Annotated in this window: 28 protein-coding genes and 1 riboswitch; of the genes, 4 read left to right on the forward strand and 24 right to left on the reverse strand. The window is 45.2% G+C overall.

Annotated elements, in window-relative coordinates:
* Positions 1-95: 95 nt before the first annotated feature.
* From ATL39_RS10385 to ATL39_RS10395, 3 genes are all read right to left on the reverse strand, one after another.
* A complete protein-coding gene (locus ATL39_RS10385) occupies positions 96-821 on the reverse strand; it encodes a pseudouridine synthase (RefSeq protein WP_120193574.1) in 726 nt (241 codons plus the stop codon).
* Positions 822-895: 74 nt separating this feature from the next.
* A complete protein-coding gene (gene scpB / locus ATL39_RS10390; RefSeq protein ID WP_170146904.1) occupies positions 896-1,483 on the reverse strand; it encodes an SMC-Scp complex subunit ScpB in 588 nt (195 codons plus the stop codon).
* Entirely contained in the window at positions 1,473-2,228 is a 756-nt protein-coding gene (locus ATL39_RS10395; RefSeq protein ID WP_120193299.1) for a segregation and condensation protein A, read from the reverse strand. Before ATL39_RS10395 ends, scpB begins: the two co-directional genes overlap by 11 nt.
* Before the next feature lie 196 nt (positions 2,229-2,424).
* On the opposite strand from ATL39_RS10395, the gene ATL39_RS10400 reads away from it, so the two are divergent.
* Positions 2,425-2,973: a DUF309 domain-containing protein gene (locus ATL39_RS10400; protein ID WP_120193300.1), complete on the forward strand. Its 549-nt coding sequence runs from the start codon at positions 2,425-2,427 to the stop codon at positions 2,971-2,973.
* 49 nt (positions 2,974-3,022) lie between these two features.
* Here ATL39_RS10400 and ATL39_RS10405 read toward each other — a convergent pair whose 3' ends face one another.
* From ATL39_RS10405 to ATL39_RS10485, 17 genes are all read right to left on the reverse strand, one after another.
* Positions 3,023-3,385 (reverse strand): GNAT family N-acetyltransferase, encoded by a 363-nt coding sequence (locus ATL39_RS10405; protein ID WP_120193301.1) that lies wholly within the window; start codon positions 3,383-3,385, stop codon positions 3,023-3,025.
* Between the two features lie 130 nt (positions 3,386-3,515).
* Positions 3,516-3,980, reverse strand: a complete 465-nt coding sequence (ribH, locus tag ATL39_RS10410) for a 6,7-dimethyl-8-ribityllumazine synthase (RefSeq protein WP_120193302.1) — start codon at positions 3,978-3,980, stop codon at positions 3,516-3,518.
* Positions 3,981-4,022: 42 nt separating this feature from the next.
* Positions 4,023-5,216, reverse strand: coding sequence for a bifunctional 3,4-dihydroxy-2-butanone-4-phosphate synthase/GTP cyclohydrolase II (locus ATL39_RS10415; RefSeq protein ID WP_120193575.1), 1,194 nt, complete (start codon positions 5,214-5,216; stop codon positions 4,023-4,025).
* Between the two features lie 44 nt (positions 5,217-5,260).
* Positions 5,261-5,869: a riboflavin synthase gene (gene ribE, locus ATL39_RS10420; protein WP_120193576.1), complete on the reverse strand. Its 609-nt coding sequence runs from the start codon at positions 5,867-5,869 to the stop codon at positions 5,261-5,263.
* Positions 5,870-5,874: 5 nt separating this feature from the next.
* A complete protein-coding gene (ribD, locus tag ATL39_RS10425) occupies positions 5,875-7,011 on the reverse strand; it encodes a bifunctional diaminohydroxyphosphoribosylaminopyrimidine deaminase/5-amino-6-(5-phosphoribosylamino)uracil reductase RibD (RefSeq protein ID WP_245960971.1) in 1,137 nt (378 codons plus the stop codon).
* 128 nt (positions 7,012-7,139) lie between these two features.
* Positions 7,140-7,286, reverse strand: a riboswitch (FMN riboswitch).
* Positions 7,287-7,419: 133 nt separating this feature from the next.
* Positions 7,420-7,854, reverse strand: a complete 435-nt coding sequence (locus tag ATL39_RS10430) for a peptidylprolyl isomerase (protein ID WP_120193303.1) — start codon at positions 7,852-7,854, stop codon at positions 7,420-7,422.
* A gap of 58 nt (positions 7,855-7,912) precedes the next feature.
* Positions 7,913-9,232: a diaminopimelate decarboxylase gene (gene lysA / locus ATL39_RS10435; RefSeq protein ID WP_120193304.1), complete on the reverse strand. Its 1,320-nt coding sequence runs from the start codon at positions 9,230-9,232 to the stop codon at positions 7,913-7,915.
* Between the two features lie 93 nt (positions 9,233-9,325).
* The gene (locus ATL39_RS10440; RefSeq protein ID WP_120193305.1) at positions 9,326-10,627 is read right to left on the reverse strand and encodes a pyrimidine-nucleoside phosphorylase; all 1,302 of its coding nucleotides are present in this window, start codon (positions 10,625-10,627) and stop codon (positions 9,326-9,328) included.
* A gap of 27 nt (positions 10,628-10,654) precedes the next feature.
* Positions 10,655-11,485, reverse strand: coding sequence for a purine-nucleoside phosphorylase (locus ATL39_RS10445; RefSeq protein WP_120193306.1), 831 nt, complete (start codon positions 11,483-11,485; stop codon positions 10,655-10,657).
* Positions 11,486-12,316 carry a purine-nucleoside phosphorylase gene (locus tag ATL39_RS10450; RefSeq protein WP_120193307.1) on the reverse strand — a complete coding sequence of 277 codons (831 nt, stop codon included), beginning with the start codon at positions 12,314-12,316 and terminating at the stop codon, positions 11,486-11,488.
* A complete protein-coding gene (deoB, locus tag ATL39_RS10455) occupies positions 12,316-13,515 on the reverse strand; it encodes a phosphopentomutase (protein WP_120193308.1) in 1,200 nt (399 codons plus the stop codon). The genes ATL39_RS10450 and deoB overlap by 1 nt, the downstream gene beginning before the upstream one ends.
* A gap of 14 nt (positions 13,516-13,529) precedes the next feature.
* Positions 13,530-14,417 carry a site-specific tyrosine recombinase XerD gene (xerD, locus tag ATL39_RS10460; protein WP_120193309.1) on the reverse strand — a complete coding sequence of 296 codons (888 nt, stop codon included), beginning with the start codon at positions 14,415-14,417 and terminating at the stop codon, positions 13,530-13,532.
* 160 nt (positions 14,418-14,577) lie between these two features.
* Entirely contained in the window at positions 14,578-15,075 is a 498-nt protein-coding gene (gene fur / locus ATL39_RS10465; RefSeq protein ID WP_120193310.1) for a ferric iron uptake transcriptional regulator, read from the reverse strand.
* Positions 15,076-15,191: 116 nt separating this feature from the next.
* On the reverse strand, positions 15,192-15,731 hold the full coding sequence (locus tag ATL39_RS10470; protein ID WP_120193311.1) for an NUDIX hydrolase: 540 nt from the start codon (positions 15,729-15,731) through the stop codon (positions 15,192-15,194).
* An 11-nt stretch (positions 15,732-15,742) separates the two neighbouring features.
* On the reverse strand, positions 15,743-16,267 hold the full coding sequence (locus ATL39_RS10475) for a TlpA family protein disulfide reductase (protein WP_120193312.1): 525 nt from the start codon (positions 16,265-16,267) through the stop codon (positions 15,743-15,745).
* A gap of 225 nt (positions 16,268-16,492) precedes the next feature.
* On the reverse strand, positions 16,493-16,993 hold the full coding sequence (locus ATL39_RS10480) for a PTS sugar transporter subunit IIA (RefSeq protein ID WP_120193313.1): 501 nt from the start codon (positions 16,991-16,993) through the stop codon (positions 16,493-16,495).
* 48 nt (positions 16,994-17,041) lie between these two features.
* A complete protein-coding gene (locus ATL39_RS10485) occupies positions 17,042-17,698 on the reverse strand; it encodes a phosphatase PAP2 family protein (protein WP_120193314.1) in 657 nt (218 codons plus the stop codon).
* A 62-nt stretch (positions 17,699-17,760) separates the two neighbouring features.
* Here ATL39_RS10485 and ATL39_RS10490 point away from each other — a divergent pair, with 62 nt between their 5' ends.
* Genes ATL39_RS10490 through ATL39_RS10500 form a run of 3 tightly spaced genes read left to right on the forward strand, consistent with a single transcriptional unit; the run spans position 17,761 to position 21,093 of the window.
* Positions 17,761-18,486, forward strand: a complete 726-nt coding sequence (locus ATL39_RS10490) for a lysophospholipid acyltransferase family protein (RefSeq protein WP_170146905.1) — start codon at positions 17,761-17,763, stop codon at positions 18,484-18,486.
* 13 nt (positions 18,487-18,499) lie between these two features.
* Complete coding sequence (locus ATL39_RS10495) at positions 18,500-19,603, forward strand: glycosyltransferase family 2 protein (RefSeq protein ID WP_170146906.1); 1,104 nt, start codon at positions 18,500-18,502, stop codon at positions 19,601-19,603.
* Positions 19,600-21,093: a phytoene desaturase family protein gene (locus tag ATL39_RS10500; RefSeq protein ID WP_120193317.1), complete on the forward strand. Its 1,494-nt coding sequence runs from the start codon at positions 19,600-19,602 to the stop codon at positions 21,091-21,093. The genes ATL39_RS10495 and ATL39_RS10500 overlap by 4 nt, the downstream gene beginning before the upstream one ends.
* Positions 21,094-21,117: 24 nt before the next feature.
* Here ATL39_RS10500 and ATL39_RS10505 read toward each other — a convergent pair whose 3' ends face one another.
* The 4 genes from ATL39_RS10505 to ATL39_RS10520 all read right to left on the reverse strand — a co-directional run bounded on the left by ATL39_RS10505 (position 21,118) and on the right by ATL39_RS10520 (position 26,134).
* Complete coding sequence (locus tag ATL39_RS10505; RefSeq protein WP_120193318.1) at positions 21,118-21,957, reverse strand: phytoene/squalene synthase family protein; 840 nt, start codon at positions 21,955-21,957, stop codon at positions 21,118-21,120.
* Positions 21,958-21,992: 35 nt separating this feature from the next.
* Positions 21,993-23,429, reverse strand: coding sequence for a phytoene desaturase family protein (locus tag ATL39_RS10510; RefSeq protein ID WP_120193319.1), 1,437 nt, complete (start codon positions 23,427-23,429; stop codon positions 21,993-21,995).
* Positions 23,426-24,925, reverse strand: coding sequence for a phytoene desaturase family protein (locus ATL39_RS10515; protein ID WP_120193320.1), 1,500 nt, complete (start codon positions 24,923-24,925; stop codon positions 23,426-23,428). The genes ATL39_RS10510 and ATL39_RS10515 overlap by 4 nt, the downstream gene beginning before the upstream one ends.
* Positions 24,926-25,144: 219 nt before the next feature.
* A complete protein-coding gene (locus tag ATL39_RS10520) occupies positions 25,145-26,134 on the reverse strand; it encodes a class I SAM-dependent methyltransferase (RefSeq protein ID WP_120193321.1) in 990 nt (329 codons plus the stop codon).
* Positions 26,135-26,174: the final 40 nt, after the last annotated feature.

The following is a 26,174-nucleotide window of genomic DNA, read 5'->3' on the forward strand; positions in this document are numbered from 1 at the left end:
CCCCATTAGCTTACCCTGCCGGGCATCTGTTTCTCTATTTATTTGATGAAGCAGGCTTTCTGTCCGAATTATGTACCGGAACAGAAAGCCTTATTTTATTCCTGCTCTGCCAGATCACGCAGTTTCTTCACTTCAATCGGCTTTAATTCTCTTGAATCGCCCGGCTCCAGCCCCTGCAGGGTTAGAAACGCATAACTTTCCCGCTTCAGCTTAATCACCTTGTGTCCGATATGTTCAAACATCCGTCGAACCTGCTGGTTTTTTCCTTCATGAATGGAGATCTCGATAATAGAAGAATTTCCCGACTTATTGGAGCTTTTGACGTTTACTTTTGCAGGCGCCGTTTTACCATCTTCCAGATAAATGCCCCGCTCCAGCTTTTTCAGGTTTTCTTTTGAAGGTCTTCCTTCTACTTTTGCAATGTACGTTTTAACAATTTTATTGCGGGGATGCATCATCAAATGAGCAAAATCACCATCATTTGTTAAAAGAAGAAGCCCGGACGTTTCATAATCCAGCCTGCCTACCGGAAAAATACGCTGTTCAATATCCGGCAGAAAATCATTTACCACCTTACGGCCTTTATCATCACTTACAGCTGAAATGATTGATTTAGGCTTATATAGAAGAAAATAGACCGGCTGCTCTTTATCCAAAGGCACTCCATCTACTTCCACTACGTCATTTCCAACTGTTACTTTTGTTCCTAATTCTGTTACTACATCACCATTTACAGTAACGCGTCCTTCTTCGATCAGCTTTTCTGCTTTTCGTCTGGACGTAATTCCTGCTCCTGCTATTACTTTCTGCAATCTTTCCATCTGCTTCACCTCATCTTCTATATCATACGCATCATGCTGTGGAACCACAACCTTTTTTCCGTTCAGCACGGTGCCTATCTTTCGTTTTCGTCCCATGCATCAATCCGGCTGAAAAACTGATCCGGATCATCTGTTTTTTCTTCACTGAACTGCTGGATATCCGGAAGTTCCTGCAGCGATGTGAGCTCAAAATATTCCAAAAAGCGTTTGGACGTGCGGTATAGAATAGGCCGCCCAATTTTGTCAGCCCGGCCTGCTTCTGCTATCAGGGCTTTGGCAACCAGAGTCTGAATGGAACTGCCCGAACTCACACTTCGTATGTCATCAATTTCTGTTTTAGTAATCGGCTCATTATAAGCTATGATCGCAAGTGTCTCCAGGGCAGCCTGAGAGAGCTTCGGTCGATCAGGAGTGATGACGTACTGCTCTATATACGAAGCGTACTCATCTTTTGCTGCCATCTGATAGGAGGTACCGGTCTGTTTCAAACACAAACCGCCTTCCTTTTTCTGCATCTGCTGCTTCATTTCTTCCAGCAGAAAAGAACATTCCTCCATGCTGATCTGCAGCAGACCCGCAGCATCTTCCATTTCCACTCCTTCTTCTCCACTTACATAAAGAAGAGATTCCAATACTGCTTTTTGTTTTTCCTTATTTACCATACGTTGTTCCTCCAGCGGTATGTACTTCAATATCAGAGAAATTTCCATCCTGTGTACAGATGATTTTTTGCTGCTTCATCATTTCCAGCATCGCCAGAAATGTAACCACCACTTTCGGCTTATCCGCCTCCATAAAAAAGTCTGCGAATAAGCAGCTGCCGTGCCGGGAGGCTAACATGTTTTCAATAGAACCGATCATCTCTTCAACGGAATACGTTTCCTGTTTGATGACTGCAGAGGAAGGTTTGTTAAACGCAGCGCGGGTCTTCAGCCTCTGCAGGGCGTCAATCATATCGTATATGGATACGTTATCTGGCAGCGCCGTATCTTCTTTTTTATCTTTAAGTTCCTGCCACGATCTTGAAAATGGTTTTGTATAATAAGTACCCGCTTCGGCTTCCTGCTTTTTCAGATAGTCTGCAGCGGCTTTATACTTTTTATATTCGGATAAACGATAAATGAGTTCTTCCCTGGGGTCGTACTCGTAGTCCTCTTCTTCTTCCTCAAAAATCGGTGCAGGCAGAAGCATGCTGCTTTTGATCTCCAGAAGAGATGCTGCCATCACTAAATATTCACTTGCTACATCGAGCTGAAGCTCCTGCATCGTCCGCACATAGTCCAAATATTGGGCTGTAATCGTTGAAACAGAAATATGATAAATATCTACTTCTGATTGTTGGATTAAATGCAGCAGCAGATCGAGCGGTCCCTCGAATGTATCAATTTTTACGCTGTATTTCTCCATTTTTCTACCCCTCTGTTCCCTTTCACACACTTGAATTATATCATATCCATCTGCTGCTTAACGATAGGCGAATTTATGACGTTTAACGTCTTGGAGTAGATTAATGAAAAGCACCTGTGGTAAAGTTTAGAATATGTACTCCAACGGCCTTTAGAACATTGTCAAAGAAAATATTCAACGAAAGCGAGTGCATGCTATGCCTCCTATTTACTCTGACAGCTATATTCAATTCCTTATTCAGTTTCACGGGCATCGTGATTACTTTGAATGCCATGAATTGTTAGAAGAACACTGGAAGGAAAAAGAAGCCGGCAGACGCGACAAACACTGGGTAGGACTCATTCAGCTTGCCGTCGGGTTATATCATCAGCGCCGCGGCAATTATGCAGGCGCAGAGAAAGTGCTCCTTCGTTCTTCAGGAATTATTGCTGAGCATTCGTATTCCCTGCAGCAGCTTTCTATCGATACAGATGAATTGTTAAACCGCATCTATTTACAGCTCGATCAGCTTTTATCCGACGATCCTTATTCGGATTTAAATATCCCCCTGACAGATGAAGGACTCGTTAAGCACTGTCAGGAAGAATGTGCACGACTCCGGATTGTCTGGCAGAATAAAAGCGATATGGCCGATAAGGAATTAATTGACCGCCATACACGCCGGGACCGATCCGATGTGATTCAGGAGCGCGAAGAACAAAAGAAGCGAAAGCAGGCTGCGGCCGGCCGTTATTCCCCTTACTAAAGAAATTCCCATAAGAAAGCGTCCGCCTGTTACGAAGCGGACGCTTTTTTTACGTACTCTGGGTTTCTTCCTGCTGGCATGATTCAAGAAAGCTTTTTACCGCGTCGGAAGGAACCATATTTTTTTGAAGGCGCTGCTGCATTACTTCCACCATTTTCCTGCCCAGACCTTCTCCCCGGTAGGATGGGTTAATACATAAGTGCTGCAGCCTGACCGTATTCTCTGTTTCATTCACAATACCAATAACCCCTACAATATCTTCTTTTTCCTTCCATAAAAAAAGCTCCCAGCTGCTTTCTGTTTCATACTTCTGCACGGTTTCAAGCAATAATTTAATACTCTTTTCTTCCGGCGTGTATGACAGCAGCCCCATTGCAATTTTTCGTTGTGCAGGCTTAAATTTCATGAACATATAAATATATCCCTCATCACTTTCGAAAAATAGAAGATATGTGCTGCTTACAGAATCATGTCCTCAAACAGCACGAAAACATGGCAGTTGGAACCGCCATGTTTCATGATTTATCGATATTGTACATGATTTAAAAAAGTTTATCAAGATTAGCCATTTCAATTGCTGCAAGCGCTGCGTCTGCGCCTTTATTGCCAGCTTTTGTGCCGGCTCTTTCCACCGCTTCTTCGATCGTATTTGTTGTTAATACGCCGAATATAACGGGAAGATCGTAATTCATTGCTACCTGTGATACTCCTTTGGCTGCTTCTGAGCAGACATAATCAAAGTGAGGCGTCGCTCCGCGGATAACGGTGCCAAGTGTAATAATTGCATCATATTTTTTTGTCTGCGCCAGTTTTTTGGAAGCATAAGGAATTTCAAATGCACCCGGTACCCAGACGGTATCGATATTTTCTTCTGTTACACCGTGGCGTTTTAATGTACCGACTGCTCCTTCAAGCAGTCTCCCAGTAATAAAATCGTTAAAGCGTCCGGTAACTACTGCTATTTTTAAATCCTGTCCTGTCATAGATCCTTCAAAATTCTGTCCCATGTCTGAAAACTCCCTTATTCTCTAATGTTATGCTGCATATATTTAGAAGTGGAGCATGTGCCCCATTTTTCCCTGTTTGGTCCGCATATACCTTTCGTTATCCTTGTTAAGTGGAAGCTGAATAGGTACACGGTCGATCACTTCGAGATCATAACCCTTGAGCCCGGTAATTTTTCTGGGATTATTGGTAAGCAGGTTCATTTTTTTTACTCCAAGATCTTTAAGAATCTGGGCGCCAATTCCATAATCGCGGAGATCAGGTGCAAAACCAAGCTTTTCATTAGCTTCTACTGTATCATATCCCTGCTCCTGAAGTTCATAGGCTTTCAGCTTATTGATCAGGCCAATACCTCTTCCCTCCTGGCGCATGTACAGCAGAATACCGCTGCCTTCCTGCTCAATCTGATGCAGGGCTGCATGAAGCTGAGGGCCGCAGTCGCAGCGGTGGGAACCAAAAACATCTCCTGTTAAACACTCTGAGTGCACACGTACTAGTACGGGTTCATCCGGCAGAATATTACCCTTTACGAGCGCGATACTTTCTTTTTGATCAATAATAGAAGTGTAGCCGTACGCTGTAAATTCGCCGAATTCTGTTGGCAGCTTCACTTCTGTTTCTCTTACGATCAGCTTGTCTTTTTTATGACGGTATTTAATAAGATCTTTAATTGTAATCATCTTAATTTCATGTTTTTCAGCGATTTCAAGAAGCTCAGGGACACGGGCCATTTCCCCATCCTCTTTAATAATTTCACAGATAACGCCTGACGGCTCAGCACCGGAAAGACGTGCCAGGTCAACAGCCGCTTCGGTATGTCCGGCTCTGCGGAGAACGCCTCCCTCTTTAGCGATCAATGGGAAAACATGGCCGGGACGCTTTAGATCGAGCGGCCGGGTTTTATTATTAACAAGAGAAAGGATTGTATCTGCTCGTTCTTTGGCTGAAATGCCGGTAGACGCACTTTTGTGATCGACGCTGACTGTGAACGCTGTGCCGTGGGGATCGGTATTGTGGTCGACCATCGGCACCAGCTCCAGCTCACTGGCCCTTTTTTCGGTAATGGGCGTACATACGAGACCACGTCCGTGCGTGATCATAAAGTTAATCGTGTCCGGTGTTATTCTATCGGATAAAGCGACAAAGTCACCTTCATTTTCCCTATCCTCATCATCGACTACGATAACTGCTTTTCCCTGCATTAATTCATAGATGGCTTCTTCAATTGTATGAAACATGGATTCATTTTCCATGATGCATCTGCCTTCTTTCTGTTGGAGTTTTACGCTTTTTTGTATTTGGTTTCAAGCAGACGCTCTGTGTATTTCATTAACACATCGCATTCTACGTTGATTGGATCATTTAGCTGCTTCGTAGATAAATTTGTTTCTTCCCACGTATGCGGAATAATCGAAACGGTAATAGTAGATGCTGCATCGTCCACTCCAAATAGCGTAAGACTTATGCCGTCGAGCGTTACGGATCCTTTGAGCATCATATAAGGCATCAGCTGCTCCGGTACTTCAATATGAATGTACACCGCGTTTGCCAGCGGCTCAATGGAAGCAATTCTTCCAGCTGCATCCACATGGCCGCTTACAAAATGTCCGCCGAACCGGTTATTGGCAGCCATAGCCCTTTCCACATTTACGCGGCTGTTCTCTTGAAGAGCCTGAAGACTGGTGCTTTTCATTGTTTCAGGCATGACATCGACCTGAAACATGTTTTCATCGAAATCTGTAACTGTCAGGCAGACGCCGTTAATGGAAATACTGTCTCCTTCTTTCATGTCCTGCATAATTTTTTCCGCTTTTATTTTCAGCTCCATATGCGTTTCATGGTCATTCATCTGGGCAATTGTTGCTTTTTCTTCTATAATTCCTGTGAACACAGCATTCATCCTTTCTTTGGAAAAGCCGTTATCTTCATATCTTCTCCTAATGTTTCAGTTGATTCCACTACCAGTTCTGCGGCCTCTTCCATAAGAGCGATGCCACGTCCTCCAAAAACAGGAAATGCCGTTTTTCCGCCAATCAGCTTTGGGGCTATATAATAGTGCAGTTCCTGAAAAGCGGCTGCATCTAAAAAGCTGCCATGTACAGCTGCCCCGCCTTCTACATACAAAGACTGTATATTTTTTTCTCCCAGCTTTCCGAGAAGAACAGGGATCGTTATTGTTTCCTCCTGCAGCTTTATAATATCGGCTCCGGCGGCTTCCAAAGCCTGTTTTCTTTTCTCATCGGCTCCGCTGCCGCAGATTATCCAAACGGGAGCTCCTTTATCATGCAGCATTTTTGCAGTCGGACTCGTTCGCAGGGAAGTATCCAGGATAATTCGTACCGGCTGCCTGAACGCATGATCCAGCCTGACATTAAGAGACGGATCGTCAGCAGCGGCTGTTCCCGCACCGATTAGTATCGCATCGTGCTTCATTCGGTTTAAATGGACATCTTCTCTTGCTCTTTCCCCCGTAATCCATTTGCTGCTGCCTGTGTAGGAAGCCGTTTTCCCGTCCAGTGTAGCTGCTGCTTTAAGCGTCACGTAGGGGGTCGCTGTTTTCATATAGTGAAAGAAAAAGCTGTTTATCTTATCCGCTTTTTCTTTTAGTACTCCGACTTCCACGGTTATTCCGGCTGCCTTTAATTTTTCGATCCCTCTTCCTTTCACTTCGGGGTTGGGATCGACAGAAGCCACCACTACTCTATCAACGCGGCTTTCGATCAATAGATCAGCGCAGGGAGGCGTCCTCCCATAATGGCTGCACGGTTCCAGCGTCACATAGGCCGTGGCGCCCTGCGCCTGGTCCCCTGCCATGCGCACAGCATGCACTTCTGCGTGGGGTGTCCCCGCTTTCAGGTGGGCCCCCATGCCGACAATTTGATTGTTTTTCACTATTACAGCTCCCACTAATGGGTTGGGGGAGGTCTGGCCTGAAGCGGAAACTGCCAGATCCAGTGCGAAATTCATATATGTTTCATCGTTCATATTTATTACAGCCTTTCCCGCTGCCCCGTCCAACCAGCTTCGGAGCATATAAAAACCCCCGAAGGACTGTTTCCTTCGGGGGAGTAATTAATCACGTTTAAATAAGCCCTGTAAAAAGGGATCAAAGGCCGCTTCTCTATGTTAAACACATAGTATCACGCAGCCTATTTAAACATGGTTTCCTTCTCCCATCCAGACTTTACTGTCGGCTTCGGAATTTCACCGAATCCACCGCTCTGCCTAAGCATTACGGGTCACGGACTAAAAAGAGAATGCTCTTTATCACCGCCGGTTGGGACTTTCACCCGACCCCGAAGGAACTGCCGTACGGCAGGTACCAATGTTATTTTCTAAAAGTATATACTTAATCATATGATAACCCAATGAGAATCGTCAACTAAAATGCCTGACAGTTCTGTTATGTAAAAAAACCGGCACGAAGCCGGTTTTTTTGCTTTATTCGCTCCAGACTTTTACTTCCTGCATAACGTCGCCCTGCTTGATTCTGTCTACCGTATCCAGGCCTTCTGTTACTTTACCAAAGACCGTGTGAACACCGTCTAAGTGAGGCTGTGGTTCAAAGAGAATAAAGAACTGGCTTCCGCCCGTATCTTTGCCGGCATGCGCCATTGATAAATAGCCTTTACCGTGCTTATTAGGATTTCCTTCTGTTTCACATTTAATGGTATATCCCGGTCCACCTGTGCCGTTGCCGCTTGGGTCTCCGCCCTGGGCTACGAATCCAGGAATAACGCGGTGGAAATTCAATCCATTATAAAAGCCTTTGTTGGCAAGTGTTTCGAAGTTTTCTACCGTTCCTGGTGCATCCTGGTCAAAGAATTCAATTTGAATTTCTTCTCCATTTTCAAACTTAATGCTTCCTTTTTTCATCACAATCAACCACCTTCTTTAAAATGTAAAACCCGGTTCAATAAAACCGGCTGTTCTATTATACCCTCTCTGCTGAGCGAAGAGGCAAATCATTTCTTAATAAATCTTCATAGGATTCTTTTTTTATGACGAGCTGGACCGAACCGTTTTCTGCAAAAACGACCGGAGGTCTGGAAAATCGGTTATAGTTATTAGCCATGGCATATCCATAGGCACCCGTGCAGAAAACTGCCAGCACATCATCTTCGGCAATTTCCGGAAGAGGCAGGTCCCAGATCAGCATATCGCCGGACTCGCAGCATTTCCCTGCAATAGCAAACGTATCTTCTGCTTTATCGTTGGCGCGGTTTGCCAGCACCCCTTCATATTCAGCATGGTACAGCGCAGGACGGATATTATCGGTCATACCTCCATCAACTGCAGCATACCTGCGGACACCAGGAATGTTTTTCTGGGAGCCAATTTTATAAAGCGTAGTCCCGGCATCCCCGGTCATTGCACGGCCGGGCTCAATCCAGATTTCAGGAATCTTTAGTCCGTGCATGGCAGACTGTTCTTTCACCGTATGAATTAAAGAGGTAACATACTCCTCCGGCAGCAGCGGCTCGTCACCCTCTACATAGCGGATCCCGAAACCGCCCCCTGCATTGAGCACTTCCGGCTCGAAATCCAATTCTTCTTTCCAGCGGATAATCTGGCTGAATAATTTTTCAATAGCCATGGAAAAACCATTCGTATCAAAAATCTGTGAACCTATATGGCAGTGGATCCCTTTTAGCTGCAGATAAGGATGATCTTTCAGACGCTTAATTGCTTCATCTGCCTGTCCGCTCGTTAAATCAAAACCAAACTTCGAGTCTTCCTGGCCTGTGGAAATATACTCATGCGTATGAGCTTCAATTCCAGGGGTTGTGCGAATCAGCACATGCGGGGATTTTTTCGTTTTTTCAGTCTGCTCCTTGAGCATATCCAATTCATGAAAATTATCCACTACAAAACACCCGACATCAAGATCAAGAGCCATCTGGATTTCCTCAAGGGATTTGTTATTCCCATGAAGGTGAACACGTTCCATTGGAAATCCGGCACGCTTGGCCGTCAGCATTTCTCCACCTGAAACAACATCGAGGCTTAATCCCAGTTCGTCAGCAAGCTGAACCATAGCAATACAGCTGAACGCCTTGCTCGCATATGCCACCTGATACTGCATGCCTTCTGTTTCGAATGCTTTTTTAAAGCCTCTCGCCCGGCGCCGTATCAGCTCTACATCATATACAAAAACCGGTGTTCCGTATTCTTTCGTTATATCCATTGTATCAACGCCGCCTATTTCCAGGTGGCCTTTACTGTTTATTTGGCTGGTGCCGTGTAGATACATAGTTTTTCCCCCTACTCCCATTCAGTGATTTATATTGTAGCATCTATTGGCAGGAGTACAAAGAAAAACTCTCGCAGTCGTTATCAGGGACTTTTATACGATCGTGTCATGAATAAGAGGCTCCGGCACAACTTCGGAATCAGAATATTCATAGGCTTCCCTGACAATAGCAGATGCTTCCGAAACATCTGTCTGATTAGCGTGAAGAACAGCAAGCACATCGCCTGCCTGAACGCGGTCCCCAATTTTTTTCTGAAGTTCGATTCCTACCGCATAATCAATTTCATCGTCTTTTGTTGCCCGTCCTGCACCAAGCGTCATGGCCGCACGTCCTATTTCAGAAGCTTTCATTCCGCTGACAAATCCATCTTTTTCAGATGTTACTTCTATTAGATGAGAAGCGTTGAGCAGAAGACTGGAATCATCCACCGACGAGGCGTCGCCTCCCTGCGCTTCAATAAACTGCTTCATTTTTTTCAGCGCTTCCCCATTATTAATAACCTGCTCCACCAATTTCACTGCTTCTTCCAAATTAGCTGCTTTATCCGCAAGGACAACCATGTGAGCGGCAAGCGTCACGCTTAGATCGTGAAGATCTTTTGGTCCTTTTCCGTTTAACGTATCAATGGCTTCTTTGACTTCCAGCGCGTTTCCGACAAAACGGCCGAGCGGCTGATTCATATCGGATATAACTGCCATCGTTTTCCGATCCAGTGATTTCCCAATATCCACCATCGCGCCTGCAAGTTCTCTCGCCTCTTCCACGCTTTCCATAAAGGCCCCGCTGCCTGTCTTTACATCGAGAACAATGGCGTCTGCTCCGGCAGCAATTTTTTTGCTCATCACAGAGCTGGCAATCAATGGAATGGAATTAACTGTGCCTGTTACGTCACGAAGCGAGTACAGCTTCTTATCAGCGGGCGTCAAATTTCCGCTCTGCCCGGCAAGGGCAATCTTGTTCTGGTTTACGAGCTTAATAAATTCATCCTGGCTGATTTCCGTCTGGAAGCCTGTAAATGCTTCCAGCTTATCTATCGTTCCGCCAGTATGACCGAGGCCGCGCCCGGACATTTTTGCTACCGGTATGCCAAGTGCCGCTACAATGGGACCTAGAATAAGCGTTGTTTTGTCTCCCACTCCACCGGTGGAATGTTTGTCCACTTTGACTCCTTCCACCTCAGACAGATCAAGCTGATCGCCGGAAGCCGCCATTGCAAAAGTCAGCGCAGCTGCTTCAGACTGCGTCATCCCTTTAAAATAAACGGCCATGGCAAAGGCTGCTGCCTGATAATCAGGAACCCCGCCCTTTGTATACTCGTTAATAAACCATTCAATTGCTTCCTGCGGTAATTCTTTTCCATCCCGTTTATCTGTAATAATGTCTACCATTCTCATTGTATGCGCCTCTTTTCATTTAGAATGTTATGATGCCGGCATGCTTTTTATGATTTCTTTTACCAGCGAAATAAATTTAGGCTTTGTTCTGGCAGCTGTTTCCATTACTTCCTGATGAGTCACACCCTGCAGATCTTCGCCGACTGCCATGTCTGTGACGCAGGAAATGCCCAGAATATTCATTCCACTGTGCTGCGCGACGATAACTTCCGGGACCGTGGACATACCTACGACATCCCCTCCGAGACGACGGAGCATAATTAATTCTGCTGCAGACATAAAATAAGGTCCGGTAATGCCGGCGTACACTCCCTGCTGCAGCGTTAAGCCTTCTTTTTCGGCGCAGCGATGGGCAAGTTTCTGAAATTCTTTATTATAGGCTGTACTCATATCAGGAAACCGGGGGCCGAATGCCTCCAAATTCTCTCCAATAAGCGGATTATCGTTTGTCATATTTAAATGGTCTTCTATCACCATTAAATCGCCGGGCTGATAGTTTTTATTCATTCCCCCGCATGCATTGGTTACAATCAGATTCTCTGCTCCAAGGCTTTTCATTACCCGGACCGGGAAGGTGACTTCCTGCATCGAATAGCCTTCATAGTAATGAAAGCGTCCCTGCATGGCAATGACCTCTTTTCCCTGAAGCCTGCCAATAACAAGGCGTCCTGCATGTCCTTCCACTGTAGATACGGGAAAATGTGGAATCTCATTGTATGGAATGTATACCGGCTCTTCTATCTCTTCTGCCAGATCCCCGAGACCGGATCCTAAAATCATGGCGACAGCAGGTGCTTTGTCTATTTTGGACTGAATAAAATCAGCTGCTTCGTTTATTTCAGTGGCCGAGATGCTCATTTACAACTCTTCCCCCGTCCGTTTAACAATATTTTTCATTAGTGATAAAAATTCTGCCCGGACAGCCGTGGTAGTCTCCATTACTTCATCGTGGCTGAGCGGCTGGTCAAGTATGCCGGCAGCCATGTTGGAAATGCAGGAAATTCCCAGAACCTGAATAGAAGAGTGTGCTGCTGCGATTACTTCGGGAACCGTCGACATCCCTACAGCATCCGCCCCAAGTACACGCAGCATGTTAATTTCAGTCGGTGTTTCATAGCATGGACCCGTATTCGCTGCATAAACGCCTTCTTTTAAGTCAATTTCAAGCTCTTTGGCAGCTTTATTGGCAATATGGGCAAGTCTTTCAGAATAGGCATTCGACATATCCGGAAAGCGGGTGCCGAAAGACTCTTCGTTTTTGCCGATTAAAGGATTTGCCCCCATCTGGTTGATATGGTCTTTAATTCGCATTAAGTTGCCCGCTTTAAACGATTCGTTAATACCTCCGGCAGCATTCGTAACAAAAAGCGCTTCAATACCCAGCATATGCATGACGCGCACTGGAAAAGTAACCTCCTGCATGGAATAGCCCTCATAGTAATGAAAACGGCCTTTCATTGCCGCAACCGCGACTCCTTCGAGCTTACCAACAACAAGCTCGCCGGCATGTCCTTCTACGGTGGAAACCGGGAAGCCAGGGATTTTTTCATAAGGAATCACTACTGCTTCTTCTATTTCATCAGCAAGAATACCAAGACCTGACCCTAAAATCAGACCAATCTTAGGCTGAATGCTGGTGTATGACTGAATCGTACTGGATGCTTTTTGGACGTTCTCGATAATGTTCATTATTTGTCTCCATTCTTGTTTAGAATTGATAAAAAGCTGCTGCCATATTCCGGCATCGGTACATTGAAGTTTTCTGCAATCGTTGCGCCTACATCAGCGAACGTCTTTCGTGTGCCGAGATCACGCCCGGGAGTAACGGACGGGGAGTAGGCAAGCAGCGGCACTACTTCCCTGGTATGATCGGTTCCCGGGTGGACCGGGTCATTGCCGTGATCTGCGGTAATAATAAGAATATCATCCTCGTTTAAACTCTCCATCACTTCCGGCAGTCTCTGATCGAACTCTTCTATTGCTTTTCCATATCCGATCGGATCCCGGCGGTGGCCGAATTTCGCATCAAAATCGACAAGATTTAAAAAGCTGAGTCCGGTAAAGTCCCGGCGGATCGTCTGCATCAGCTTATCCATTCCGTCCATATTCGATGTCGTACGAAGTGAATCAGTAATTCCCTCATTGTCGAAAATATCGCTGATTTTTCCAACAGCCAGGCTGTCCAGGCTGCTGTCCTCTAAATAGTTCAGCACGGTCTGTCCGAATGGCTTTAATGCATAATCATGACGGTTGGAAGTACGTTCAAATGAGCCGGCATCTCCCACAAATGGCCTTGCGATAATTCTGCCCAGCATATAAGGCGGATCATACGTCATTTTCCGCGCTTTTTCACAAATATCATAAAGTTCTTCAATGGGAACGATATCTTCATGGGCTGCAATCTGCAGCACGGAATCTGCAGAAGTGTAAACAATTAAGTCTCCGCTTTTCACATGGGCTTCTCCGAGCTCTTCGATAATTTCCGTACCGGAAGCAACTTTATTGCCGATCACTTTTCTCCCTGTCGCTTCTTCCAGCTTTCCTATTAAATCAGGCGGAAATCCGTCCGGAAATGTTTGAAACGGCTCACCGATATAAAGCCCCATCATTTCCCAGTGGCCTGTCATTGTATCTTTACTCTGCGATGCTTCCTCCATGATGCCATAAGAAGCTTCAGGAGAAGACACTGCTGAAATACCGGGTGCTTTTTTGATCATACCCAATCCCAGTTTTTCCAGGTTTGGCACCTTCAGCCCTTCCATCTTTTCAGCAATATGGCCAAGCGTATCGGCCCCCTTATCGCCAAACTGTTCAGCATCAGGTGCTTCACCTATTCCTACTGAGTCCATTACGACAACAAACATTCGCTTAAACGGGTAGTTACTCATGTTAAGTCTCCTTTTTATGCTCTTGGATGATAATGTAAATATACATCCTTGAGTTTATGGGTTGATACGTGGGTATATATTTGTGTAGTGGAAATATCTGTGTGCCCAAGCATTTCCTGTACCGCTCTTAAATCAGCCCCGTTTTCAAGGAGATGAGTAGCAAAGGAATGCCTGAGCGTATGGGGAGTAAGCGGCTTTTCAATTCCGGCCTTTTCCGCTGCGCCTTTTAATATTTTCCAGAACCCCTGTCTCGATAGTGGATTTCCGTGATGATTAACAAAAAGAGTATCGTGCCGCTTTTGCTTCATCAGTTCGAAACGGCCGTTTCCTGCGTAGGTTTCTACGGCTTCCGCTGCCACTTTTCCAAGTGGTACAATCCGCTCCTTGTTCCCTTTCCCCAGGCACTGCACGAAGCCCATTTCCAGATGAACATCTCCGCTTTTAAGTTCACACAGCTCCGTTACGCGGAGGCCGGTCGCATACATCAGCTCCAGCATCGCGTGATTTCTTCGTGAAAAAGCCGTCGTCCCCTTCGAAGCTTCCAGAAGGCGGTCTACTTCCTGAGAGGTAAGGACAGAAGGAAGCTTTCTGCTTTTTTTCGGCGTTTCAATAAGCTCTGAAGGGTCTTTTGTTGTTTTTCCGTCTCTTAGAGCAAATTGATGATAGGCGCGGATCGTTGATAAATATCTTGATAATGTTGCGGTGGTGCGCCCTTCTTCTTTTTTTGCATGAAGATAGTCCAGTATATGCCGCCTTTCCACATCGGCGGTTTTAGAGACACCCGCTTTTTCCAGGCTTACTATGTAATGCTTTAAATCCCTTTGATAGGATTGAACCGTATTTTGTGACAGTCCCTTTTCCACCTGGCAGTAATGCAGAAAATCCATGATATCCATCTTCACCTCAGGTCCGCCTTCCTTCCATTTACGAATCGTACAGGCATATCATAACACAAGCAATAAAGCGTCATCATCCTTATCCCTTCATGAATTTCAACTTCTAAAAAGTTCTATTTTTCTAACAATACTGCAAAATAAAAAACCTTCTCATTTCTGAAAAGGTTTAACGTACTTTTACTTGATTTCTCTTTTTAGGTTTTTTCTCTGCCTCTGATTCCTCTCCAGCGTTCTGGCAGCGGTGGCACACGCCGTGAAAGGTCAGGCGGTGGTCTTTAATTTTGAAGTTCCAGTCTTTTTCGACCACTTTTTCTACTTCTCCAAGCAGATCATCCTGAATTTCATCTACCGTTCCGCATTCAATACAGACGAGATGGTGATGAAAATGTGCAGCTCCCTCTTTTCGAAGGTCATATCGGGAAACGCCGTCCCCAAAATTTATTTTATCTACAATTTCAAGTTCGTTTAACAGCTCAAGCGTGCGGTACACGGTAGCAAGACCGATTTCCGGAGCTTTTTCTTTTACGAGTAAGTATACATCTTCTGCACTGAGGTGATCTTCCTCATTTTCAAGCAGCACACGAACCGTCGCTTCCCGTTGAGGAGTTAATTTATAGCTTTTGGAATGGAGCTGATTTTTGATCCGGTCAATACGCTGTTCCATTTTATCCTCCTCCTTCTCAATCAATCTATATTCACATTATAATAATGCTAAAGAGGAGTGTCAATTAATAATGATAATTAATACCACTTTATAATAATTATTAACTGAAAAAGCTGTTATTGTTCATTGATTCTCAATCTCAAATACTGCACAGCATACATTGTTTTCGCATCATGTATTAGATTCTGCTGCACAGCCTCTTCCGCTTCTTGTAAGGAAATTTCTTCAACCTGAACAAATTCATCTTCGTCGGTAAATGGACGTCCCGGTTTATCAATGTCTGCTTCGTAAAGATGAACCAGTTCATCACAGAAGCCGGGCGCCGTATAAAAAGAGGCAATTTTTTTCAGGGCCAGCGGCTTATACCCGGTTTCCTCTTCGAGCTCACGCCCTGCCGTAACGTGTGGTTCTTCCCCTGCTTCCATTTTACCTGCCGGGATCTCCAGAATTTCTTTTTCAAGTGCTTTACGGTACTGGCGCACCATAACAATATTATTTTCCTTTGTAACAGCAATTACGGCCACCGCTCCGGGGTGGCGTACAAGCTCTCTTTTGCTCGTTTTTCCGTTGGGAAGGCCTACTTCTTCTACATCTACGTTAATAACCTTGCCGCTGTATATTCTTTCTCCTGAAATAGTCTTTTCTGTAAAATCCATGTGGTGCCTCCTTAAATGTTTTCCTCAATAATTTGTTCCATACGCTCGTATGTAATTTCTCCAGCTATTTTTTCAATAATAATACCGTCTCTATCGATAATCACTGTAGTAGGAAGATATTGAAGCTGATAGGCATCTGCCACATCCCCCTCCATATCAATAGCCGAAGGAGTACGGGTAAGATTGAATTCCGCTGCGAACGCTTCAGCTTCCTCCTGCGTACGCTCATAGGAATTCATGTTCATAGTAATAACCTCGACCCCTTCTTCATTATAATTCTCATGAATTTCCAGAAGGGCGGGAAGTTCCCGCACGCATGGTTCGCACCAGGAGGCCCACATATTCAGCACTACCAGGCTGTCCCCGTAATCGCTAAGCGCCGTCTCTTCGTCACTTCCATAGGAAGGAAGAGAAAAATCCGGTGCCCGGTCCCCAGGCTCCGATCCTACCTGTTTTGCGCTGCCGCTGATAATAATATACAAAACCGCAGCTGCCGCCAATCCGATGATTATAAGGGTGATATTCTTTTTATTCATTCCCTCACCTGCCTGCTCGTTCTTTCTCTATCATACATAGTTTGACGGTATTTGTATTTATCATTTTTTATTTTAACCAGGCTGAAGACTAAAGCTTTGTTTTTTTATCCCTGTCCGTTAACTAAAATTCCGTATAAAAAAGAATACACCTGCACATCTAAAAAAAAGAAACAGTCCATTTATATGGATCTGTCTCTTTTTGATCTATATTGTTTATTCGTTTTGTTAACCTTTTACTGTAACGGTGGCCATATCGGTCTCACCGGCTGTTACGTCGGTTTGTTCATGTGATTTAATATCCTGTATCTGGTCCCCTTCAGTAAATACGACAGGAGTGATCAGGCTTTTGGCTTTCTCTTTAATATCAGCAAGCGTAAATTCTACGAGAAGATCTCCCGGATTTACTTTGTCGCCTTCTGAAACATGCGTTGTGAACCCCTCCCCATTCAAGGCAACCGTCTCCAGTCCAATATGAATCAGGACATCAAGGCCTTCATCGGACTTAATCCCTACTGCGTGTTTTGTAGGAAACACCTGCACGATCTTTCCTTTGACAGGGGATACTATTCTTCCCTCGGATGGTTCTACGGCAAATCCTTCACCCATCATTTTTTCTGAAAACGTTGGATCAGGCACATCTTTTAAATCTACAAACCGTCCTGTAGCAGGTGCCTTAATCATAACTTCTTTCGGTTCACTTTTACTTCCAAATAATTTTTTGAACATATTTCCACCTCATCTTCATAGTGTGAATACTCTTAATTCGCTATACCCTTAATTATTTGTTCTTAATCTGGATTCCGGCAGGGGTTCTCCCAGGTGTGTTTTTATGTACCATGAGCCTGTAATCAGCAGCCACATGGAAGCGACTATAAAGCCACCCATCACATCACCCGGGTAATGCACCCCTAAATAAATGCGGCTCAGCCCAATCAGTACAATAAGTAAAGCCGAAGCTGCGATAACGGCCGCTTTGACCCCCGCATTTTCAACAGCGAGTACCAGGATTAAAGCGATCATTCCATACATTACAAGGGCATTCATCGCGTGTCCGCTCGGAAAGCTGTATCCATCTGCCTCAATGAGCTGATTAACAGACGGCCTGTCTCTGTAAAAATAACTTTTCAGGGCAAAATTAATGGCGCCGCTTCCGCCGACCGCAATTGCGACAATCCAGCCTTTTTTCCATTTTTTACGGACCCAGAACAGGATCGTTAAAAAAGTAGTCAGCGCTGTTGTAAAAATAACGCTGGCGAGCGACGTAATGAATTTAAACACTTCTATCATAAAGGGATTCGTCCAGATCCTCACTGCATCTATTATTGATTGTTCCCAGGCTGTCGATGTTCCTCCAGCCACATCCTGTGCTAAAATAATAAAAGCAGCTATGCCGCTTAGACAGATAAACACAATCCATTTTTTTTCTATCATTTTATCAGCGTCCTCTAATTTTAATGGGCATAGGCCAGCTGAAGAAAAGGAGCGCTAACACTATGCAGGAAGCTTCCAAAAGCAGCGTTCTGGATTTTTTATTTTATTACTATAACAGACGGCTGTTAAAAAAACATTTTTACCAATTATTATACAGAGAAGCCGAGACAGTACCATCCGGTCCCGTTTTATTTTACGCCAATCACAGCAACTGGTGGGACGGGCTCGTGCTGCACTACATAAACCGGGCTCACTTCAAAAAAAATGCTTTCGCTATGATCGATGAGGAAGGACTCAGGCAGTTTCCGTTTTTCCGGCGGCTCGGTGCTTTTTCCATAGACCGGTCGAGCGGAAGACATATGCTCCGCTCTCTTCAATATGCCAAAGACAAACTGCAGGGCAATAACGCCGTCTGGATTTTCCCTCAGGGGAAAGAAGAACATCTTGAAAAAAGGCCGCTTGCCTTTTCTTCCGGCATCGCCAGAATTATTTCAGGCAACGAGCAAATCCCTATTATACCTGTTTCGCTTTATTACAGCTACTTTCATAAACAAACACCGTATTTGTTCATTGAAACCGGAAAGCCGTTCTACCTGGACAGCGGAACCAGCGGCTCGTCCTATCCGGAAATTACGGCACATCTGGAACACCGGCTGACCAGTCAGCTGGACCGGCTGGCAGCAGATGTAGTGGAAGAAAAGCAGCTGGAATCGTTTGTTTCTTTGTTAAAAGGAAAATCGACAGTAAGCGAATCCTTTCAGAAAATATTCGGCCGCTCCCGTCAGTGAGGAGATGACATTTATGATTATGCTTTACACTGCCCTGCTCGTTTTATTTTCGCTGTGGCTTATTTTGAATTTATTATTTATGCCGCGGCCTTCCTTCAGACCGGAAACTGCGGCCTGGGAAACCGTTACTGTGCTTGTACCTTTAAGAAATGAGGAAAAAAATGCGGAGGCACTTATCCGAAACTTAAAGAAGCTGGAATCTGACCGCGTCCGCTTTCTTTTTTTGGATGACAGCTCAGAAGACGCCACGTTATCGCTGCTCCGCACTCATACGGCTGATTGGAAAGAGGCTGACGTGTTAAACGGCAGGCCCCTGCCGCCCGGGTGGACCGGTAAAAACTTTGCCTGCCACCAGCTTGCCGAAAAAGCAGAAACGGATTATTTATGTTTTATTGATGCGGACGTGCGCCTCGCGCCTGAAGCCATTGCTGTTTTTCAGGAAACAGCACGAGCGCGCCGGGCCAAGCTGTTGACCGGCTTTCCGAAATTCCCGGTTTCCGGCATTCTTGCCTCCCTGCTTGTGCCGATGCAGCATTTTGTAATCGCCCTCCACCTCCCGCTTCTGCCGGCAAATTGTACGACACGTCCTATTTTCACCGCAGCCCACGGCGCGTTTATATTTGCCGAACATGCGGCTTATAAACAAATAGGCGGCCACGCCTCGGTTAAAGGGGCGATTGTAGACGATGTAGCACTGGCCCGGCAGTTTAAATCACATGGACATCGGAGCCTTCTCATGAATATTACCGAATACGTTACCTGCTATATGTACGAAACGAGCCGGGACGTATGGGAGGGATTTGGCAAAAATATATTCCCCGGGATCGGCAGGTCCTATTTTCTAGCCGCTATGCTTACTATTTTTTATACGATATTTTTTATTTTTCCGCTTCCGCTTTTCATTTACGGAGCTGTCACTTCCAGCTGGATATTCTGCCTGCCTTTTCTATTCATCATTTTTATAAAATGGTATGTAGATATTAGGTTCCGCCAGAAAAAATGGCTCTGTCTGTTTATGCCTTTTTCTGCCATTTCTCTTATTGCTGTTCTCTTCTATTCTATCTATCTTACCGTAAGACAAAAAGGCTATACGTGGAAAGGAAGAACCTACCAATGACAAAATCTATTATTATCGGTGCCGGGCTGGGCGGACTCTCCTGTGCGGTTCTGCTTGCAGCGCATGGACACGACGTATCGGTTTATGAAAAAAACAGCACGGCCGGCGGCAAACTGCGCTCTTATAAGCTTGGAACCCACACGTTTGATTTCGGGCCGAACACTATTACGATGCCCTGGGTGTTTAATCATGTGCTCGAGCTCGCCGGCCTGACCCCATCCGACTATTTTCAGTTTAAACGGTTATCCAAACATACACGTCATCATTTTTCAAATGGAAGCCTGCTTGATTCGGAGGACAGCGTAGAGGAATCCGCCCAGGCGATTAGTCGTTTTGCCGGGCAGAAAGATGCTGAACAGTTCAAAAAGTACATGCAGCGGACCGCCGCCTTATATCATACAGCGTCGTCTACTTTTTTCCCGAGAACATTCCGGTCCCCCGCTGATTATTTGTCGCCCGGCTTGTTTCGTGCCCTTTTAAAAGTAAAGCCTCTGCAAACGATGCATCATTTTCATGCTGCGGCATTTGACGACCCTCGTCTGCAGCAGCTGTTTGACCGCTATGCTACCTACATCGGATCTTCGCCCTACCAGGCTCCCGCTACATTTTCCTTAATCAGCTACCTGGAGTGGGCGGATGGAGTGTACTATACGACAGGCGGAAATACCGCTATTGCATCCGGTCTCGAAAAAGCTGCCAAAGACCTGGGTGTGCGCTTTTATAAAAATACAGAGGTGACAGAAATTATAGTGGAACAGCAGCGGGCTGCAGGTATCCGTACAAATGACGGAATCACAGCGGCTGACCATATTGTATTGAACGGTGATCTGCTTACGCAGTTCCCATCTTTAGTAGATGAAAGCTTACGTCCACGCTTTACGAACCGGAAAGCTGAACGTACAGAAGCCTCCATCTCCGCTTTTGTTATTATGGCTGGTCTGGATACAAGGCTGCCTCTGCTGAAGCATCATCAGGTATTTTTCAGTTCCGATTACAAAAAAGAGTTTCATGAGCTGTTTACGCTTAACCGCTACGCGGGGGAACCGACAATTTATATCAGCAATTCTTCCTACACAGATCCTTCTGTTTCTCCTGAAGGAGACAATTTATTTATCCTGGTCAATGCTCCATCACTTCCGGGAGGAGAGCTGACCATTTCAGAACAGGCCGCTTATAGAGACACTATTTATGATCTCCTCGAAGAAAAGGGTCTTTTTATCCGTCCGCATCTCGTGCATGAAAAAATAGTCACTCCAGCTGACATGGCCGATGAATATTACGCTTTTCGGGGGTCTATCTACGGTGCAGCCTCCAACAAAAGACGCGATGCTTTTTTAAGGGCGTATAACGAACCCGCTGATATTTCCAATCTATCCTTCACAGGCGGCTCCACCCATCCCGGAGGCGGCTCGCCGATGGTCGTACTAAGCGGCAGAGAAACAGCCAGAACCATTTTAAAAAAAGACGGCATTCTGCTTGATTATTCTTAAAAATAAAAACGATCTCCAGGGCAGTCAGCCGGAGATCGTTTTTAGTATATTTTTCTTGTCGTCATTTGAAACGACCATCCGCTGTTGAAATACGTTGTATTCGTTTTTTCGTGCCGCATGAAGAATAGCCCAGTACATGTATGCTGAAGCTTTGACAGGAAAGCGGGCATCTTCCGGATACTCCTCTATAGAGATAAGTCCTTCTTTATACAAATCTTCTGCCCGGACAGCCACTTCTTCCCATGCCTGAATAAAAGAAGGTGTTTTTTCTTTGTTTTGCAGCTGCTCCGATGAATAATGATGCTTTTTCATAATATCTTCAGGAAAATATATGCGGTTTAAATAAAGATCCTCTCCGATGTCCCGAAGAATATTCGTTAACTGCATAGCTGTGCCGAGTGATACGGCTCCCTGCTTTAAATGATCAAATCCCTGCGGCGATAGAATAGGGAGAAGCATCAACCCTACCGTTCCGGCTACATAATAACCGTATGTTTCTACTTCTTCCAGCGTTTTATACCTCGTTTTCACCAGGTCCCAGTGCTGGCCTTCCAGCATGTCCAAAAATGGGTACCTTTCCATCGGAAACTGGGTAAAAACGTCGTTCAGCGCTGTCCATAATGAAGAACTACGATCCCAGTTCCCTTCAAAAAATTGGATAAGCTCGTCCCGGAAAATCTTCCATTCTTTTTCTTTATTTGTTCCTTCGTCTACTATGTCATCCGCCGTACGGCAGAAAGCATAGACCGCCCACACCGCCCGCCGTTTTTTCTCCGGCAGTAAATCAAATGCTTTTGCAAAAGTTTTGCTGTTTTTTAAGATAATCTGGTGGCAGTCAGAGTATGCTTTCTCCAGAGGTATCATCACTGTTCCTCCTTTAGCTTTTCCAATAATTAATTTTATGAATGTCTCAAATGCTGGGCCAGCAGCCGGGCTCCCTGCATTACAATCGGCACGCCTCCGCCAGGATGTACGGACGCACCTACTGCATAAATGTTGTCCGCCTTAAAGGGCTTCAGCTGGGGGCGGAATACGGCTGACTGCCCCAGGGTAGGCTGAATGCCGAAACTCCCGCCTTTATACAAACCATCCGCTTCTGCCTGATCAGGCGTGCGGACTTTTTTCCAGACAATATGGCTGCTCAGCCCTTCATAGCCGCGGGCTTCCACTAATTCTATCATTTTATCTGCGTATTCCTCTTTATTTTCCCAAAAGGTACTGTCTGTTCCCGAAGGAACGGGAATCAGCATGTACAGAACGCTCTGTCCGGAGGGGGCCAGGGAATCATCCATAATGGTAGGATTAAATACATAAATAGAAGGATCGTCATGGAGCTGTTTTCGTCTGAATACATCTTCCATATGTTCATCCAGATTTCCTCCCATAAAGAATTGATGAACCCCTTCTTCTTTATATATTTTATCGACTCCCAGATAAATAAGCAGGCAGCCTGATGACGCTTTATACGAAGTTTCTTTTTGTTTGCTGATCAGCTGTTTGGCTTTAGGAAAGTCACCGTTTAATACCAGCTGGTCCGCTTTCATACGGCCGGATGGCGTAAGCACCGACTCGAACTGGCGGTCTTCTGTATAGTCCACCTGCAGCACTTCTTCATTAAGCCTGATCTCCACGCCTCGTTCCCTAAGCTCTTTCTCCAGTACGGTAATTAAGCTGGCGTACCCTCCTTCGATATACCAGACCCCGTGAAAATGCTCGCTGAAGGTGACAAGTGAATAAAGAGCGGGAGAATGGGAAGGGTGTCCTCCGATGTACAGCGTTTGAAATTGAAAGGCCTGCTGCAGCATAGGATGGCTGAAATACTGCTCTGATTGTTTTTTTACATTTTGATAAGCCTTCATTTTTACTAATGAGCTCATGTTTTCCTTTGTAAAAAACGTCCGCTTCCTGTAAAAGCTATTTTCCAGAAAAGCGGCTTTTCCTGATTCAAAGCGGCCTTTCATATCATGCATAAACTGCAGGTAATGTTCTTCTTCTCCTGGAAAGCAGCGGGTGATTTCTTCCAGCTGTTTTTGCGTGTCGCTCCATTTTGTAAAGGAGGGGCCGTTTCGAAAATGCATCGTGTACAAAGGATCGAGACGTTTCATCGGAATTTTGTCTCTATCCACCCCTGCCTCTTCCAGAATCGACAAAATGACTTCCGGCAGCAGAACTATCGTCGGGCCTTCGTCAATTTTAAACCCGGCTTCTTCTACAAATTTTATCCGGCCGCCAAGTGATGGCTTTTTCTCTAATAATAACACGTCTTCCTGATTATGGGACAGATATAAAGCTGTTACCAGCCCCCCGATGCCTCCTCCGGCAATGATCGTTTTCATTCTGCTTTTCTCCCCTGTCTTTCCCCGCGTTTAATTTCTCCGGCTGTAATACGGGCGGACTGAATAATGGTCGGCAGGCCGCTGCCTGGATGGGTGCCTCCACCGACCAGCCAGCAGTTCTCTATATCTTCGAACTTATTGTGCGGACGGAAATACATCATCTGATCAAGCGAATGAGCCAGGTTAAACGTGGCACCGTTGTAAACAAAATAACTCTCCTCCCAGTCTTTTGGGGTAGTGATCATTTCTGTAACAATATGCTCTCTAATTCCTTTGAATGCTGTTCTTTTTTCCAGAATATCCAGCGCAAGATCACGGAAGCGTTCTTTTTCGTCTTCCCAGTTGATTCCGCTCAGGTTGTTCGGCACTGGTACAAGAATATAAAGGGCCGAGTGCCCTTCCGGAGCAAGAGATTCATCCGTTACCGATCCGTTCTGGACGTAAATCGAGGGATCTTTGGAAAGCAGCTTGGTGCCTGTAATCTCTTCTACATTCTGCTTATAGTCATCGGCAAATACAATGGTATGATGCGGAGCGTCATACGTCGTATCGAGACCAAGATAAAGCATAAATGTCGAACAGGAATATTCCATACTGTCCAGTTTTTTCTGGTTCCATTTTTTTAAGTCCTTCTGCTCAAAAAGAGTAGAGGCCGCATGCGCGAAGTCAGCATTAATAATTACCTCATCTGCCTGCATCTCTTCTCCGGACTCCAGCTCAACTCCCGATGCCCTGCCGTTCTCCACTATTACACGCTTCACTCCGGTCCCGGTGTGTATTGTACCACCGTCCTCGCGGATAGCCCGTGCCATCGCTTCAGAGAGCTGATTCATCCCTCCCAGCGGATGAAACACGCCGTATTCGTATTCCATATACGACAAAATACTAAAAGCACCCGGACAGTTCCACGGAGACATACCTAAGTATTTGGATTGAAATGTAAACGTAAGCTTAAGCCTTTCATCCGTGAAATAATCGGAAAGCACGTCATACAGGGATTTGCCTAAAGCAAGCTGCGGAACAGCCTTCAATGTCCGGAGGCGGAGATAATCCCTCCACTGGCCGTGCGTATTCTGAAGAATCGGCATAAGCTTATCGAATCTTTTTTTCGTTCCTTCCATAAATGCATAATATCCTTCTTCATCACCTGGAAACTGCTGTTTGATGCGATTATACATTTCCTGCTTATCAGTAGTCGGAAAAAACGACATGTTATTAAAGACCAGCTCATACATCGGCTCGATTTTCTTTAATGTGACATAATCGTGAAGGTTTTTCCGGCTCTCCTGAAAAGCTTCTTCGAGAATGTGCGGCATATTAAGAAAAGTCGGTCCACGGTCAAAGACATATCCGTCCCGTACAATTCTGGATGTCCTGCCTCCTACATAAGGCTGTTTTTCGAGAACAGTTACCTGAAATCCTTTGGATTGAAGAAGCATTCCTGCTGCAAGACCTCCGGGGCCTCCTCCTATAACAATAATGTGTTTGGCCGCCATAATGCGTTGCCCCTCTCTGCTTGACTATCCTGATTGATTTATGAATTTTGATGAATAGTATGATGAATGAGGCTTATGTCTTGTCCAACATTTGTACAACTAAATATACCTTAGTTCCCCTTTTTTATACAAGCAGAAACGATTGTTGGATGCCGCGTCTGTATCATATATGTATAAAAAGAATGTCCCTGCTGAAGGAAACAGGAACATCAGGCGTTGTTATTTTTTTTGAAGCTCGAGCAGGTACCAGCCGCCCTCTTTCAAAACAGGATCTACTGATACAAGCTTCAGGCCGCTTGTTCTGCCAATATCACGTATTTCCTTTTCACTTGGAAGGGGATGCAGGTTTTCATGGGCCGACATGAAGCTGTTAAAAGCGGTTGAAAATGCCTTTCCGTGTTTAGAATCATGGAGCGGCGACATAATAAGAAGCGTGCCTTTTTTTGCTAATATTCTTGCAGCATGATCAAAAACATCCTGCCGTTTCCCCGGAGAAAAATAATAAAGCAGGTTGTTCATCATAACCATGTCCTGTCGCGCCTTCATATGCACATACTGGCCAAAATCTTCATGGTGAAGCGTAATCGGGGTGTCTTTACACCTCTGCCTGGCGGTTTCATAGAGCTCCCCGTGCATTTCAACACCTGTCAGCTGTATGTCCGGTTTCTGTTTGTGTATCCTGTATAAATAACCGGCATACCCGCAGCCGATATCAATAATCGACTTCACTTTTCTCTTTTTTATTATTCTCATAACTTTAGGAAATGCCAGCGTTTCCAATAAAGCGGAGGTTTCTGCTACTGTCTTGCCGTAATCTTTTTCAAGATAGGTTACTTTGTCATAGCCGCGCATTAAGTCTTTATAAGCAAGAAGCGTTGGGACATGCAGCTCCATCATTTCTTTTAAAATAACCCCGACAGAATCCGGGCTTTCATTTGATAAGTATTTGTAAATAGATTTCTCTGTCTGAACTTTGCCCCCTCGCTTTTTCTCCAGATGTCCCAGGGAAAGACCAACTTCAATCCATCTGGACAGCAGTATGTTGTCCAGATGATGTGCCTCCGCCACGTCTTCCGGCTTCGAGGCCTTTTTAAAGTAATCAAATAGATGCAGAGCGTGCCCGATGTGGGCATGCCACGTTTCCAGAAAAGTCTCATTTTTCTGCATCCACTTCTTTGCCTGCCATAGTCTTTTCCATTCATTGAGCATGACTTCACCTCTTTACTGTTGTAGGCCCGGACCATTCATT

Source organism: Sinobaca qinghaiensis (assembly GCF_003610495.1).
GTDB lineage: Bacteria > Bacillota > Bacilli > Bacillales > Marinococcaceae > Sinobaca > Sinobaca qinghaiensis.

What these genes read in the sequence shown, in the direction of transcription:
- ATL39_RS10400 (WP_120193300.1), top strand. Translation starts at nt 2,425, where the DNA reads ATGCCTCCTATTTACTCTGACAGCTATATTCAATTCCTTATTCAGTTT.
- ATL39_RS10385 (WP_120193574.1), bottom strand. Translation starts at nt 821, where the DNA reads ATGGAAAGATTGCAGAAAGTAATAGCAGGAGCAGGAATTACGTCCAGA.
- ATL39_RS10445 (WP_120193306.1), bottom strand. Translation starts at nt 11,485, where the DNA reads ATGAGCATCTCGGCCACTGAAATAAACGAAGCAGCTGATTTTATTCAG.
- ATL39_RS10510 (WP_120193319.1), bottom strand. Translation starts at nt 23,429, where the DNA reads ATGAAAACGATCATTGCCGGAGGAGGCATCGGGGGGCTGGTAACAGCT.
- ATL39_RS10495 (WP_170146906.1), top strand. Translation starts at nt 18,500, where the DNA reads ATGATTATGCTTTACACTGCCCTGCTCGTTTTATTTTCGCTGTGGCTT.
- ATL39_RS10475 (WP_120193312.1), bottom strand. Translation starts at nt 16,267, where the DNA reads ATGAATAAAAAGAATATCACCCTTATAATCATCGGATTGGCGGCAGCT.
- ATL39_RS10480 (WP_120193313.1), bottom strand. Translation starts at nt 16,993, where the DNA reads ATGTTCAAAAAATTATTTGGAAGTAAAAGTGAACCGAAAGAAGTTATG.
- ribH (WP_120193302.1), bottom strand. Translation starts at nt 3,980, where the DNA reads ATGGGACAGAATTTTGAAGGATCTATGACAGGACAGGATTTAAAAATA.
- ATL39_RS10430 (WP_120193303.1), bottom strand. Translation starts at nt 7,854, where the DNA reads ATGAAAAAAGGAAGCATTAAGTTTGAAAATGGAGAAGAAATTCAAATT.
- ATL39_RS10405 (WP_120193301.1), bottom strand. Translation starts at nt 3,385, where the DNA reads ATGTTCATGAAATTTAAGCCTGCACAACGAAAAATTGCAATGGGGCTG.
- ATL39_RS10515 (WP_120193320.1), bottom strand. Translation starts at nt 24,925, where the DNA reads ATGGCGGCCAAACACATTATTGTTATAGGAGGAGGCCCCGGAGGTCTT.
- ATL39_RS10520 (WP_120193321.1), bottom strand. Translation starts at nt 26,134, where the DNA reads ATGCTCAATGAATGGAAAAGACTATGGCAGGCAAAGAAGTGGATGCAG.
- ATL39_RS10450 (WP_120193307.1), bottom strand. Translation starts at nt 12,316, where the DNA reads ATGAACATTATCGAGAACGTCCAAAAAGCATCCAGTACGATTCAGTCA.
- ATL39_RS10505 (WP_120193318.1), bottom strand. Translation starts at nt 21,957, where the DNA reads ATGATACCTCTGGAGAAAGCATACTCTGACTGCCACCAGATTATCTTA.
- ATL39_RS10395 (WP_120193299.1), bottom strand. Translation starts at nt 2,228, where the DNA reads ATGGAGAAATACAGCGTAAAAATTGATACATTCGAGGGACCGCTCGAT.
- scpB (WP_170146904.1), bottom strand. Translation starts at nt 1,483, where the DNA reads ATGGTAAATAAGGAAAAACAAAAAGCAGTATTGGAATCTCTTCTTTAT.
- ATL39_RS10500 (WP_120193317.1), top strand. Translation starts at nt 19,600, where the DNA reads ATGACAAAATCTATTATTATCGGTGCCGGGCTGGGCGGACTCTCCTGT.
- ATL39_RS10440 (WP_120193305.1), bottom strand. Translation starts at nt 10,627, where the DNA reads ATGAGAATGGTAGACATTATTACAGATAAACGGGATGGAAAAGAATTA.
- deoB (WP_120193308.1), bottom strand. Translation starts at nt 13,515, where the DNA reads ATGAGTAACTACCCGTTTAAGCGAATGTTTGTTGTCGTAATGGACTCA.
- ATL39_RS10470 (WP_120193311.1), bottom strand. Translation starts at nt 15,731, where the DNA reads ATGGATTTTACAGAAAAGACTATTTCAGGAGAAAGAATATACAGCGGC.
- ribD (WP_245960971.1), bottom strand. Translation starts at nt 7,011, where the DNA reads ATGCTCCGAAGCTGGTTGGACGGGGCAGCGGGAAAGGCTGTAATAAAT.
- ATL39_RS10415 (WP_120193575.1), bottom strand. Translation starts at nt 5,216, where the DNA reads ATGTTTCATACAATTGAAGAAGCCATCTATGAATTAATGCAGGGAAAA.
- ATL39_RS10490 (WP_170146905.1), top strand. Translation starts at nt 17,761, where the DNA reads ATGCAGGAAGCTTCCAAAAGCAGCGTTCTGGATTTTTTATTTTATTAC.
- lysA (WP_120193304.1), bottom strand. Translation starts at nt 9,232, where the DNA reads ATGTATCTACACGGCACCAGCCAAATAAACAGTAAAGGCCACCTGGAA.
- ATL39_RS10485 (WP_120193314.1), bottom strand. Translation starts at nt 17,698, where the DNA reads ATGATAGAAAAAAAATGGATTGTGTTTATCTGTCTAAGCGGCATAGCT.
- fur (WP_120193310.1), bottom strand. Translation starts at nt 15,075, where the DNA reads ATGGAACAGCGTATTGACCGGATCAAAAATCAGCTCCATTCCAAAAGC.